Source organism: Streptomyces bullii (assembly GCF_042657145.1).
Lineage (GTDB): Bacteria > Actinomycetota > Actinomycetes > Streptomycetales > Streptomycetaceae > Streptomyces > Streptomyces bullii.
Genome location: NZ_JBHSNY010000031.1, coordinates 1 through 12685, shown reverse-complemented (window position 1 = coordinate 12685; position 12685 = coordinate 1). Strand labels below are relative to the sequence as shown.

General features: G+C 72.9%; 13 protein-coding genes and 1 rRNA gene. 12 read left to right on the top strand and 2 right to left on the bottom strand.

Annotated features, from left to right (window positions below):
* The first annotated feature begins 8 nt into the window (after positions 1-8).
* The 3 genes from rrf (at position 9) to ACFPZJ_RS39510 (ending at position 2135) form a co-directional block, all read left to right on the top strand.
* Positions 9-125 (top strand): 5S ribosomal RNA (rrf, locus tag ACFPZJ_RS39520).
* Between the two features lie 181 nt (positions 126-306).
* Complete coding sequence (locus ACFPZJ_RS39515; RefSeq protein ID WP_381031893.1) at positions 307-1491, top strand: hypothetical protein; 1185 nt, start codon at positions 307-309, stop codon at positions 1489-1491.
* Positions 1383-2135 (top strand): tetratricopeptide repeat protein, encoded by a 753-nt coding sequence (locus ACFPZJ_RS39510; protein ID WP_381031891.1) that lies wholly within the window; start codon positions 1383-1385, stop codon positions 2133-2135. The genes ACFPZJ_RS39515 and ACFPZJ_RS39510 overlap by 109 nt, the downstream gene beginning before the upstream one ends.
* 89 nt (positions 2136-2224) lie before the next feature.
* Here the strand turns inward: ACFPZJ_RS39510 and ACFPZJ_RS39505 are convergent, their stop codons facing one another.
* Positions 2225-3517: a DUF1015 family protein gene (locus ACFPZJ_RS39505; RefSeq protein ID WP_381031887.1), complete on the bottom strand. Its 1293-nt coding sequence runs from the start codon at positions 3515-3517 to the stop codon at positions 2225-2227.
* Positions 3518-3590: 73 nt separating this feature from the next.
* On the opposite strand from ACFPZJ_RS39505, the gene ACFPZJ_RS39500 reads away from it, so the two are divergent.
* From ACFPZJ_RS39500 to ACFPZJ_RS39485, 4 genes are all read left to right on the top strand, one after another.
* A complete protein-coding gene (locus ACFPZJ_RS39500; protein WP_381031885.1) occupies positions 3591-4622 on the top strand; it encodes an HAD hydrolase-like protein in 1032 nt (343 codons plus the stop codon).
* 86 nt (positions 4623-4708) lie between these two features.
* Positions 4709-5752: a FecCD family ABC transporter permease gene (locus tag ACFPZJ_RS39495; protein ID WP_381031883.1), complete on the top strand. Its 1044-nt coding sequence runs from the start codon at positions 4709-4711 to the stop codon at positions 5750-5752.
* Positions 5752-6807: a FecCD family ABC transporter permease gene (locus ACFPZJ_RS39490; protein ID WP_381031881.1), complete on the top strand. Its 1056-nt coding sequence runs from the start codon at positions 5752-5754 to the stop codon at positions 6805-6807. Before ACFPZJ_RS39495 ends, ACFPZJ_RS39490 begins: the two co-directional genes overlap by 1 nt.
* On the top strand, positions 6804-7709 hold the full coding sequence (locus ACFPZJ_RS39485; protein ID WP_381031879.1) for an ABC transporter ATP-binding protein: 906 nt from the start codon (positions 6804-6806) through the stop codon (positions 7707-7709). The genes ACFPZJ_RS39490 and ACFPZJ_RS39485 overlap by 4 nt, the downstream gene beginning before the upstream one ends.
* Here the strand turns inward: ACFPZJ_RS39485 and ACFPZJ_RS39480 are convergent.
* Positions 7693-8040, bottom strand: a complete 348-nt coding sequence (locus ACFPZJ_RS39480; protein WP_381031877.1) for a sterol-binding protein — start codon at positions 8038-8040, stop codon at positions 7693-7695. The genes ACFPZJ_RS39485 and ACFPZJ_RS39480 overlap by 17 nt on opposite strands.
* Positions 8041-8082: 42 nt before the next feature.
* Here ACFPZJ_RS39480 and ACFPZJ_RS39475 point away from each other — a divergent pair, with 42 nt between their 5' ends.
* The 5 genes from ACFPZJ_RS39475 to ACFPZJ_RS39455 all read left to right on the top strand — a co-directional run.
* Positions 8083-8406 (top strand): hypothetical protein, encoded by a 324-nt coding sequence (locus ACFPZJ_RS39475; RefSeq protein WP_381031875.1) that lies wholly within the window; start codon positions 8083-8085, stop codon positions 8404-8406.
* 31 nt (positions 8407-8437) lie between these two features.
* Positions 8438-9253 carry a TlyA family RNA methyltransferase gene (locus tag ACFPZJ_RS39470; protein WP_381031873.1) on the top strand — a complete coding sequence of 272 codons (816 nt, stop codon included), beginning with the start codon at positions 8438-8440 and terminating at the stop codon, positions 9251-9253.
* Positions 9250-10155: an NAD kinase gene (locus ACFPZJ_RS39465; protein ID WP_381031871.1), complete on the top strand. Its 906-nt coding sequence runs from the start codon at positions 9250-9252 to the stop codon at positions 10153-10155. The genes ACFPZJ_RS39470 and ACFPZJ_RS39465 overlap by 4 nt, the downstream gene beginning before the upstream one ends.
* Positions 10156-10289: 134 nt before the next feature.
* Positions 10290-12008, top strand: a complete 1719-nt coding sequence (gene recN / locus ACFPZJ_RS39460; RefSeq protein ID WP_381031889.1) for a DNA repair protein RecN — start codon at positions 10290-10292, stop codon at positions 12006-12008.
* A 37-nt stretch (positions 12009-12045) separates the two neighbouring features.
* Positions 12046-12685, top strand: a 640-nt coding sequence (locus ACFPZJ_RS39455) for a hypothetical protein (protein ID WP_381031869.1), incomplete at its 3' end; no start/stop codon positions are given.

Genomic DNA, 12685 nt, shown 5'->3' with positions numbered 1-12685 from the left:
ATTAGGGTTTCGGTGGTCATAGCGTGAGGGAAACGCCCGGTTACATTCCGAACCCGGAAGCTAAGCCTTACAGCGCCGATGGTACTGCAGGGGGGACCCTGTGGGAGAGTAGGACGCCGCCGAACAATCTTTGGAGGACCCCTGGTCACCAGCGTTCAGCTGGGACCTGGGGTCCTTTCTTTTTCCTAGAGCGCGCTGGGTACCCGGTTGCGCGAGAATGACTTGCGGTACCGAAGACAGGAGTCACCATGTCCACCAACTCTCCCGACGACCGACCGGAGCGCGATCAGCGGCGACGGGACAGTGGTGACCGCGGCGACCGAGGCGGTCAGCGCGGCGACCGTGGCGGCTTCCGCCGCGACAACGACCGTGGTGGCTACGGACGTCGGGACGGCGGCGACCGAAGCGGCTTCCGGCGTGACGACCGCCGTGGTGACGACCGCGGCGACCGCGGTGGTTTCCGGCGCGACGACAACCGTGGTGAGCGTGGCGGGTACGGTCGTCGCGACGATCGTGACAAGGGGCCACGTCACGACGATCGTGACAAGGGGCCACGTCACGACGATCGTGACAGGGGGCCGCGCCGCGACGATCGTGACAGGGGGCCACGTCACGACGATCGTGACAGGGGGCCGCGCCGCGACGACCGTGACCGGGGCTTCCGGCGGGACGACCGCGGTGATCGTCCCTCCTTCCGGCGGGACGACCGTGGGGAGCGTCGGGACGACGACCGTGGTGGCTTCCGGCGCGACGACGACCGTGGTGGCTACCGTCGTGACGACAGCCGTGGCGGTGGCTACGGCCGGCGCGACGACCGGCACGGAGATGAGCGCCGGGGTGACGACCGGGGGCAGCGCGGCGGCTTCCCCCGGCGCGATGACAGGCGCGACGATCGTCGGGACGACCGGGACCGCGACCGCGGTTTCCGGCGGGACGACCGCGGTGGTTTCCGGGGCCGCGACGACCGTCGCGGGGACGACCGCCGCAGTGATGACCGTGGTGAGCGTGGCGGGTTCCGGCGCGACGACAGTCGCGGTGAGCGTGGCGGGTTCCGGCGTGATGACAACCGCGGTGACAACCGTGGTGAGCGTGGCGGGTACGGCCGACGCGACGACCGTGACAGGGGGCCGCGTCACGACGACCGCGACCGTGGCTTCCGGCGGGACGACCGTCGTACCGAAGACCGTGGTGAGCGCAGTGGGTTCCGGCGCGACGACAGCCGTGGCGAGCGCGGTGGGTACCGTGGACGCGACGACCGGGGGCGTGGGCCCCGTCGGGACGATCGCCCGGGTCGGCCGGGAGGGTTCCGGGGCCGTGACGAGCGGGGCGGCGGTGGCCGGTTCCGCGACGAACGCGACCGGGACCGGGAGCCGATCAAGCGGCTGCCCATCCCGGAGGACGTCACGGGCGAGGAGATCGACAAGGACGTACGGCAGGAGCTGCAGAGTCTGCCGAAGACGCTCGCGGACGACGTCGCCAAGAACCTGGTGATGGTCGCGCGGCTCATCGACGAGGACCCCGAGGCCGCCTACGGGTACTCCCGGGTGGCGCTGCGGCTGGCGTCGCGGGTCGCCGCCGTACGGGAGGCCGCCGGGTTCGCCGCGTACGCCAACCAGAAGTACGGTGAGGCGCTCGCCGAGTTCCGGGCCGCGCGGCGGATGACCGGGACCGTTGACCTGTGGCCCGTCATGGCCGACTGCGAGCGTGGGCTCGGTCGTCCCGAGAAGGCGCTGGACATGGCCGGCGCGCCCGAGGTGCACAAGCTGGACAAGGCCGGGCAGGTCGAGATGCGGCTCGTGGCGGCCGGTGCCCGACGTGACATGGGGCAGCTGGACGCGGCCATCGTGACGCTGCAGAGCCCCGAGCTGGCGTCCAACTCCGTGCAGCCGTGGACCGCGCGACTGCGGTACGCGTACGCCGACGCCCTGCTCGCCGCCGGGCGCAACGATGAGGCGCGCGAGTGGTTCGCCAAGGCCGTGGAGGCCGACCGGGACGGCAGCACCGACGCCTCGGACCGGCTCGCCGAGCTGGACGGGGTGGAGTTCGTCGACGCCCTGGACGAGAGTGAGGACATCTCCGCAGAGGACATCTCCGCACAGGACGCCTCCGCTCAGGACGCCGACGATCAGGACTGACGTCCGGCTGTGGCAAGGGCCGCCCGAGGTCTGATGCCGGGTCGGTGAAGGGGCGGGATCCCGGGTGCGGGGTCCCGCCCCTTCGGCCGTCACAGGTCCAGTGCGCGCAGTACCAGGCCCGACGCCGGCTTCGGGCCGAACGACGTCGACTTGCGGGGCATCGTCACGCCCTGCCGGGCGAGGTCGCGGACGACCTCCTCGCGGACCGGGTGCAGCAGCACGGCCGTACCGCCGTCGCGTTCCGCCTTGGCGACCGTGGCGGCCGTGTCGTGGATGTAGGCGATGTAGCCGGGATCGTCCTCGGGGACGCGCCAGACATGGCCGAGAAGCGTGGCGTGCAGGACCGTCGCGTCCAGGGTGCGCCAGGCGACGGGGCGGTCGACGGGAACCGTACCGGCCAGCAGCTCCGGGTCCGGGCGGTCGACGAGGTGGAAGGCGCCGTCTCCGGCGAGCAGGAAAGCGTTGCCCGCGCAGGCCGCGTCCGCCAGGGCCTCCAGGGCTTCGGTGAGCGGGACGTCGAGGCGGCGCACGCGGAACAGGCCGTCCAGGGCGGACAGCGCGTCCGCGACGGGCAGGCCGTGCAGGAGGCGGTGGATGGCGCGGACGCGCAGGGGGTAGCGGGCCGTGTCCACCAGGAGGACCAGGCCGTAGTCCCAAGGACTGGGGGAGGGGTGCTCCGCGCGGAGGCGGCGGTAGGTCGCCCAGCGGTGATGGCCGTCGGCGATGAGGGCCTGGTGCCGGGACAGATCCGTCCGGATCGTCGCCAGGTCGGCGGGGTCGGTGACCGACCACAGGCGGTGGCTGAAGCCGTCCTCGGTCGTCGTCGACAGCAGTGGGGGCGTCGCCGCGGTGCGTTCGATCAGGTCGGCCGTGGCCGTCGCCGAGCCGTCGCCGCGGTAGGTCAGCAGCAGCGGCTCCAGGTTCGCCGAGGTGGCACGCATGAGGTTCGCGCGGTCGGCGACGACGTGCGGCATGACGTCCTCGTGCGGGAGCACCACCTCCTCCGCGGGATCGGAGACGCGCAGCGCGCCTATGACCCCACGCTGCAGCAAGCCGTCCCCGTCGCGCTGTTCGTACACGTACAGGCCCGGCTCCGGGTCGGCGGTCAGGACGCCCTCGGACAGCCAGCGGCGCAGGGTGTCGGCGGCCTGGCCGTTGCGGGCGCTGGGGGTGGCGGCCTGCGGCAGGATCAGACGGACGATGTTGTGCGGGTCGGCGGACTGGAGGTGGTGCAGGCCGTCGGGGCGGACCACGACGTCGTAGGGCGGGGATGTCACGGCGGCCAGACTGCCGACCCGGTCGGGGTCGTAGCGAAGGCCTCTGAACGGGGTGAGTTCGAGGCCTCGGCGTGTCGTTGCTTCCGAGTGACCTGCTGTGTTCATCCCGGCATCGTACGGGTGTCGGTGGCATGGGGGATGATCGGGGGAAAGCGAGCACATCGAGGAGCGATGCGGAATGAGCCAGGTCGTCAGGACGAGGCCCGAGGGCAGTGGGCAGGCCCTGAGCGAGGCGTACGACACGGCGCTGCTCGACCTGGACGGGGTGGTGTACGCGGGCGGCAGCGCGATCGCGCACGCCGTCGACTCGCTGGCCGCGGCCCGCTCGGGCGGGATGCGTCTGGCGTACGTCACCAACAACGCGCTGCGGACTCCGGACACTGTGGCCGCGCATCTGACCGAGCTGGGGATACCGACCGGCGCGGACGACGTCATCACCTCGGCGCAGGCGGTCGCGCGGCTGATCAGCGAGCAGGTGCCGGAGGGCTCCCGGGTGCTGGTGGTCGGCGGGGAGGGCCTGCGGGTGGCGCTGCGCGAGCGGGGGCTGGTGCCCGTCGAGTCCGCCGACGACGATCCCGCGGCGGTCGTCCAGGGGTACGGGGGGCCCGAACTGCCGTGGGGCCGCTTCGCGGAGGCCTGTTACGCCGTCGCCCGCGGGGTGCCGTGGTTCGCGTCCAACACCGACCTCACCATCCCCAGCGGACGGGGCATCGCCCCGGGCAACGGCGCGGCCGTGGAGGTCGTACGGATCGCCACGGGTGCCCAGCCGCAGGTCGCGGGCAAGCCGCTGCCGCCGATGCACCGGGAGACCATCCTGCGGACGGGCGCGCGGCGACCGCTCGTGGTGGGGGACCGGTTGGACACGGACATCGAGGGGGCGTTCAACGGGGAGGTCGACTCGCTGCTGGTCCTGACCGGTGTGACCGACGGGGCGCACCTGCTGGCGGCGCCGCCGCAGCACCGGCCGACGTACGTCGACGCCGATCTGAGGGGGATGCTCACCGGGCAGCCGGAGGTCGCCGACGCGGACAACGACGGTTTCCGGTGCGGTGGTTGGACGGCGCGGGCCGGGGCCGAGCGGCTGGAGCTGGACGGGGACGGCGAGGCCCTGGACGGGCTGCGCGCGCTGTGCGCGGCGGCCTGGACGGCGGCCGGCGAGGGAGTGTGCGAGCTGGACGCTGACAAGGCGCTGGCGCGACTGGGGCTGTGAGACGGCGCCCACCTGCGTCTCTGTGCACCGGCGGGCTGTCAGGGCTCGGATCGTGATCGCTTGGCAGGGTAGGCTAACCTAACTGCGTGTTGGTCGACAGTCCTCCCGAACAGTGCGCGGAGACCGCCCCCGCGCCCCCAACCCGCCGGGCGATCCGTGCCTTTGGGCTGCTCATCTCGGTCGCGATCCTGGTGGCCGTCGCCCTGGCGAGCATCGCCGTCGGCGCCAAAGAGCTGTCCCTGGACCAGGTCTGGCACGGCCTGTTCGAGGACTCGGGCACGTACGGGGACGTCGTCGTCGCGGAGCGGCTGTCGCGGACCCTCCTCGGGTTGCTCGCCGGGGCGGCCCTCGGTCTGTCCGGGGCGGTGCTCCAGGCGCTCACCCGCAATCCGCTGGCCGACCCCGGTCTGCTGGGCATCAACGCGGGCGCGTCCGCCGCGGTCGTCACGGCCATCACCTTCCTCGGCGTCACCTCGCTGAGCGGCTACGTGTGGTTCGCGTTCTTCGGCGCGGCCGCGGTCGGGGCGCTGGTGTGGTTCCTCGGCGGCAGCCGGGGCGCTACGCCGGTGCGGCTGGCGCTCGCCGGCACCGCGATCAGCGCCGCGCTGTACGGCTATCTGCAAGCCGTGATGATCATGGATGACGCGGCGCTCGGCAGGATGCGCTTCTGGACGGTCGGTTCGCTCTCCTCGGCGGACGACTCGACCGTCACGCAGGTCCTGCCGTTCCTCGCGGCCGGCATGATCCTGGCGCTGGCCCTCGCCCGGCCGCTCAACGCCATGGCCATGGGCGACGACACCGCCAAGGCCCTCGGGGCCAACCTGAACCGGACGCGGGCGCTGTCCATGCTGGCCGCCACGGTGCTGTGCGGGGCGGCCACCGCCGCCTGCGGGCCGATCGTGTTCGTCGGACTGATGGTGCCGCACGTCGTACGGTCCTTCACCGGGCCCGACCTGCGCTGGATCCTGCCCTACGCCGCGATCCTGTCGCCCGTGCTGTTGCTGGGGGCGGATGTCATCGGCCGGATCGTCGCCCGGCCCTCCGAACTGCAGGTCGGCATCCTCACCGCGCTCCTCGGCGGCCCGGTGTTCATCTTTCTCGTACGACGGCGGAGGACGGCGCAGCTGTGATGAGCGCAGTGAAGACCACACGGGCCACCCGCGCTGTGCGGACCACCGGTGGCCTCTCGGTCCGTCTGGACGTCCGTGCCCTCACCGTCGTCGTCCTGCTGCTGGTCGCGGCGCTCGCGGCGAGCGTGGCGCTGATCGGCACCGGCGACTTCCCGATCCCGGCCGCCGACGTGCTCAGGACGCTGGTCGGCGAGGGCAACGCGGGCCAGGAGTTCATCGTCAACGAACTGCGCCTGCCGCGGGTCCTGGTCGGGCTGCTGGTCGGCGCCTCGCTGGGGCTCGGCGGTGCGCTGTTCCAGTCCGTCTCCCGCAATCCGCTGGGCAGTCCGGACGTGCTGGGCCTCGGGCAGGGGGCGACGGCCGGCGCGCTCACGGTGATCGTGCTGTTCTCCGGGACCGCGAACCAGGTGGCCGCCGGTGCGCTCGCCGGCGGCCTGGTGACCGGGCTCGCCATCTACCTGCTTGCCTGGAAGCGGGGCGTGCACGGCTACCGGCTGGTCCTGGTCGGTATCGGTGTCTCCGCGATCGTCACCGCCGTCAACGGCTATCTGCTGACCATGTCCGACATCGTCGACGCGGCCCGCGCGGTCGTGTGGATGACCGGATCCCTCAACGGCCGTGACTGGGCCCAGGTCTGGCCGCTGCTCGCGCTGTGCGCCGTGCTGGTGCCGCTGGTCCTCGCCAACGCGCGCGGGCTGCGGATGATGGAGATGGGCGACGACGTCTCGTACGCCCTCGGGGTGCGGGTCGAGCGGGTGCGGGCACTGCTGTTGGTGGCCGCCGTCCTGCTCACCGCGTCGGCGACCGCGGCCGCCGGCCCCGTCAGCTTCGTCGCGCTCACCGCACCGCAGCTCGCCCGGCGCCTGACCCACTCGCCCGGGCCGAACCTGCTGTCGTCCCTGTGCATGGGTGGCGCCCTGCTGGTCACCGCCGACTGGGCCTCGCAGCGGCTGTTCGGCGCCGACCAGCTGCCCGTGGGCGTGGTCACCGGCGTCCTCGGCGGCGTCTACCTGCTGTGGCTGCTGGTCACCGAACGCAGGGCGGGCCGGATATGAGCGCCGCCACGGGCGTGGCTACGAACGCCGGGAGCAGTGTCAGCAGCGGGCTGAACAACCGAAGGAGCACCGTGAACCGTCTGTCCGCCGAGAACGTCACCCTCGCCTACGACCAGCGCGTCATCGCCGAAAGGCTGTCGGTGGAGATACCCGACAATTCCTTCACCGTGATCGTCGGCCCGAACGCGTGCGGCAAGTCGACGCTCCTGCGGGCGCTGTCGCGGATGCTCAAGCCGAGCGAGGGCCGGGTGCTGCTCGACGGGCAGGTCATCCAGTCGATGCCCGCGAAGAAGGTCGCTCGGACCCTGGGACTGCTGCCCCAGTCGTCGATCGCGCCCGACGGCATCACGGTCGCCGACCTCGTCGGCCGCGGCCGCTACCCGCACCAGGGCATCCTGCGCCAGTGGTCGGCGGAGGACGAGCGCGTCGTCCAGGAGTCCATGGCCCAGACCGGCGTCGCCGAACTCGCCGACCGGTACGTCGACGAGCTGTCCGGCGGTCAGCGGCAACGCGTGTGGATCGCCATGGCGCTCGCCCAGCAGACCCCGCTGCTGCTGCTCGACGAGCCGACGACCTATCTGGACATCCAGCACCAGATCGACGTACTCGACCTGTGCGCGGAGCTCCACGAGACGCAGGGCCGCACGCTCGTCGCCGTGCTGCACGACCTGAACCACGCTGCCCGCTACGCCTCGCACCTCATCGCCCTGAAGGCCGGGAAGGTCATCGCCGAGGGCGCGCCGAACGACATCGTCACCGCCGAGCTGGTGGAGGAGGTCTTCGGGCTGCGCTGCCAGATCGTCGAGGACCCGGAGACGGGCACGCCGCTGGTGGTGCCGGCGGCACGCAAGGCACGCGCGCGCGTGACGGCCGCGAAGGTGGCGGCTACAGAAGTTTCCTGAGGCGGAACAGATCCCGCAGGCCCGCCTCCAGCTTCACCCGGCCCGACCCCCAGGCCCTGGCGAAGTGCAGCTCGCCGTCGACCAGGGCCACCAGGTCGTCGCCCGTCATGGCCAGTCTGATCTCGGCCTTCTCACGCGGCGGCCCCTCGAGGGTGTCCCGTACCACGATCCGGCCGTCTTCCATGCGGCCGACGAAGGTGACGTCGAGATCCGTGATGTGGCAGCTCACCGAGCGGTCCAGGGCCGCCGCCTCGCGGACGTCCCCTTCCGCGCCTGCCATGTTGTCCGAGAGCTTGTCGAGTGCGGCACGGCACTCTTCGATCGTGGCCATCGCGATCGACGGTACACCGGGTGTTCGGGGTAGCGTCTGGGCATGGACGACTCGGTTCCGCAGACGGACACCCCCGAGGAGACGATTCAGCGGGCGGCGCAGGCCGAGCCCGCCCACGACCCCGCCACCCCCGCCCCGCTGAACGTGCCCCGCACCCCCACCGGCAACGCGGAGGTGGACGCGGCCCTGGAGCGGCTCGGCGACGCCGACCACCTCGCCACCGACGGGCACGTCGAGGTGTACGAAGATGTTCACCGGGGGCTGCGCGACGCGCTCACCGCGCTCGACACCCGCCCGGGACCTCCGGTGCCCACCCGTCACCCGTCCACCGCCCCTCAACCAGACCCTTCGGGTCACACCCGCTGACCGCCGCACGACCACAGGAGCTGAACCGACCGTGGCAGGAGTCGCACGTCGCCGTCTCGACGCGGAGCTGGTCCGCCGGAAGCTCGCGCGCTCGCGCGAGCACGCCAGCCAGCTGATCGCCGCCGGGCGCGTCACCGTCGGCAAGACCGTCGCGACCAAGCCCGCCACCCAGGTGGAGACCGCGGCCGCGATCGTCGTCGCCCAGGACGGGAGCGACCCGGACTACGTGTCCCGGGGCGGGCACAAGCTCGCGGGCGCCCTGGAGGTCTTCGTGCCGCGGGGGCTGGCCGTCGAGGGCCGCAGGGCGCTGGACGCCGGCGCGTCCACCGGCGGATTCACCGACGTCCTGCTGCGCGCGGGGGCCGCCCATGTCGTCGCCGTGGACGTCGGATACGGACAACTCGCCTGGTCTCTCCGGAACGATGAACGCGTCACCGTCAAGGATCGTACGAACGTACGCGAGTTGACGCTCGAAGCGATCGGTGGGGAGCCAGTGGATCTTGTGGTGGGGGATCTGTCGTTCATCCCGCTGGGGCTGGTGCTGCCGGCCCTGGTGCGGTGCGTCAAACCGGACGCCGACCTGGTGATGATGGTCAAGCCGCAGTTCGAGGTAGGCAAGGAGCGGCTGGGCAGCGGCGGAGTCGTACGGAGCCCGCAGCTGCGGGCCGAGGCCGTGCGGGGGGTCGCCGAGAAGGCCTGGCAGCTGGGTCTCGGGGCGAAGGGCGTGACGGCCAGTCCGCTGCCCGGGCCCTCCGGGAACGTCGAGTACTTTCTGTGGCTGCGGGCCGGGGCACCGGAACTGGACCCGGCCGACGTCGACCGAGCAGTGGCGGAGGGGCCGCGTTGACCGAGAACCGAGCTCGTACTGTTTTCCTCCTCGCCCACACCGGGCGCCCCGCCGCCGTGCGCAGCGCCGAGCTCGTGGTAAAGGGTCTGCTGCGGTCGGGGCTGGGCGTGCGCGTCCTGGAGGCGGAGGCGCGGGACCTGCCGCTGCCGGACGAGGTGGAACTCGTCAAGGAGGCCACACCGCAGTGCCTCGACGGGTGTGAACTGCTCATCGTGCTGGGCGGTGACGGCACACTGCTGCGCGGCGCCGAGTTCGCCCGGGCGTCCGGCGTGCCGATGCTCGGCGTCAACCTGGGCCGGGTCGGGTTCCTCGCGGAGGCCGAGCGCGACGACCTCGACAAGGTCGTCGACCGGGTGGTGACCAGGGCGTACGAGGTCGAGGAGCGGATGACCGTCGATGTCGTCGTGCACCGCAACGGCGACATCGTCCATACGGACTGGGCGCTGAACGAGGCCGCCGTGCAGAAGGTGTCCGCGGAGCGGATGCTGGAGGTCGTCCTGGAGATCGACGGGCGGCCGGTCACGGGGTTCGGGTGTGACGGGATCGTCTGCGCGACGCCCACGGGCTCGACGGCGTACGCGTTCTCGGCGGGTGGGCCCGTGGTGTGGCCGGAGGTCGAGGCGCTGCTGATGGTGCCGATCAGCGCGCACGCGCTGTTCGCCAAGCCGTTGGTGACCTCGCCCGATTCCGTGCTGGCGGTCGAGGTGCTGCCCCATGTTCCGCCGGGTGTGCTGTGGTGCGACGGGCGGCGGACGGTGGAGTTGCCGCCCGGGGCGCGGGTCGAGGTGCGGCGCGGGGCTGTGCCGGTGCGGCTTGCCCGGCTTCATCATGCGTCGTTCACGGATCGGCTGGTGGCGAAGTTCGCGCTGCCGGTCTCCGGGTGGCGGGGAGCGCCGCACTAGCCCGGGCGTGAGTGTCCGCTCAGCGGTACGGCCCCGCGCCGCTCAGGGCGGCCGACCACTCTGGTGGGTGACAAAGGCAGGCCGGTCGCCATCCTCGGGCGGGACCTCGTAAGGTCGTGTCCGTGTTGGAGGAGATGCGGATACGGTCGCTCGGTGTGATCGACGACGCTGTCGTCGAGCTGTCGCCCGGATTCACCGCTGTGACCGGTGAGACGGGCGCGGGCAAGACCATGGTGGTCACCAGCCTCGGGCTGCTGCTGGGCGGGCGCGCGGACCCGGCGCTCGTGCGGATCGGTGCCGAGAAGGCGGTCGTGGAGGGGCGGATCACCGTCCCCGCGGACGCGGCGGCCGCCGTGCGGGCCGAGGAGGCCGGGGCCGAGCTCGACGACGGGGCGCTGCTGGTCAGCCGTACCGTTTCCGCCGAGGGCCGCTCGCGGGCGCACCTGGGCGGACGCAGCGTGCCCGTCGGCGTCCTCGCCGAGCTCGCCGACGAGCTGGTGGCCGTACACGGGCAGACCGACCAGCAGGGGCTGCTCAAACTGTCCCGGCAGCGGCAGGCGCTCGACCGGTACGCGGGGGACGCGGTCGCCGTGCCGCTCGCCAAGTACACCGAGGCCCACCAGCGGCTGCGGACCGTCTCCGCGGAGCTGGAGGAGATCACCACGCGCGCACGTGAGCGGGCCCAGGAGGCCGACATGCTGCGCTACGGCCTCGACGAGATCGCCGCCGTCGAACCGCGCGCCGGTGAGGACGTGGAGCTCGCGGAGGAGGCCGAGCGGCTGGGGCACGCCGAGGCGCTGGCATCCGCCGCGAACGCCGCGCACCGCGCTCTGGCGGGCGATCCCGAGGACCCCGAGGGCGTCGACGCGGGCACGCTAGTCGCGGGCGCCCAGCGGGCGCTGGAAGCCGTACGGTCGCACGACCCCGCGCTGGCCGCGCTCACCGACCGGATCGGGGAGATCGGGATCCTGCTGCGGGACGTGGCCGGCGAGCTCGCCGGGTACGCCGACGACCTGGACGCCGACCCGTTGCGGCTGGCGGCCGTCGAGGAGCGCAGGGCCGCGCTCACCGGGCTGACGCGGAAGTACGGCGAGGACATCGCCGCCGTGCTGGCGTGGGCCGAGCGCGGCGCCCAGCGGCTGACCGAGCTGGACGGTGACGACGGGCGGATCGAGGAGCTGACCGCCGAGCGGGACGCGCTGCGCACCGAACTGGGCGGACTGGCACAGGCGTTGACGGACGCGCGCACCGAGGCCGCCGAGCGGTTCGCCGCCGCCGTGACAGCGGAGCTGGCCTCGCTCGCCATGCCGCACGCGCGCGTGTCCTTCGCCATCCGGCAGACCGAGGACCCGGAGGGCGTGGAGGTCGACGGGCGGAGGGTCGCCTACGGGCCGTCCGGGGCCGACGAGGTCGAGCTGTTGCTGGCCCCGCACCCCGGGGCGCCGCCGCGGCCCATCGCCAAGGGCGCCTCCGGCGGTGAGCTGTCCCGCGTGATGCTGGCCGTGGAGGTCGTCTTCGCGGGCACGGATCCCGTGCCGACGTACCTCTTCGACGAGGTCGACGCCGGTGTCGGCGGCAAGGCGGCGGTCGAGATCGGGCGGCGGCTGGCGCGGCTGGCGAAGACGGCGCAGGTCGTGGTGGTGACGCATCTGCCGCAGGTGGCCGCCTTCGCCGACCGGCAGTTGCTGGTGGAGAAGACCAACGACGGATCGGTGACCCGGTCCGGTGTGAAGGTGCTCGAAGGTGAGGAGCGGATCCGGGAGTTGTCCCGGATGCTCGCCGGCCAGGAGGACTCGGAGACGGCCCGGGCGCACGCGGAGGAACTGCTGGCCACGGCGCGGGCGGACGGGTAACGGACATGGTGCCGGCGGCGCGCCGTAAGCCGGTCCGATGACCGACTCCGCCGGCAGGGCCGGCTCGTTCGCACTCGCCGCGGGCCTCGCCCGGGCCGGTACCGCCGCCCTCCGCGCCACGGCGCCCGGCGGCAGGCACCGCTGGGAGCGGAAGAACTACGCCGGGCGGACAGTCGAGTTGTACGCGGGACCGGCGGTGGCGCTGGCGGCGGCCGTCGGCGCCGGGCGGGTGCGGCCCGCCGCCGGGTTCGCCGTCCTGGCCGCCGGTGTGTGCGGCGCCTACGACGACGTCGCCGGTGACGCGCGACGCGGCTTCCGCGCGCATCTGCGGGCGCTGCGGGACGGCGAGGTCACCAGCGGGACCGTGAAGCTGTTCGGCATCTCGGCGGCCGGGCTCGTCGCCGGGGCGCTGCTCAGGAAGCGGCCGGTCGACAAGGTGTTCGCGGGGGTCGTGATCGCCGGGACCGCGCACTTGGTGAACCTCGTGGACGTGCGTCCCGGCCGGGCCGCCGCGGCGGTTCTCGCGCTCGGGGCGCCGGGGCTGGTGCGCGGCGGGGCCGCGGGGGAGCTGTCCGCCGCCGCGACCGGAGCCGCGGCGGCCGTGCTGCCCGACGACCTCGGCGAGCGGGCGATGATCGGCGACACGGGGGCGCACGCGCTGGGAGCGGCCCTGGGGG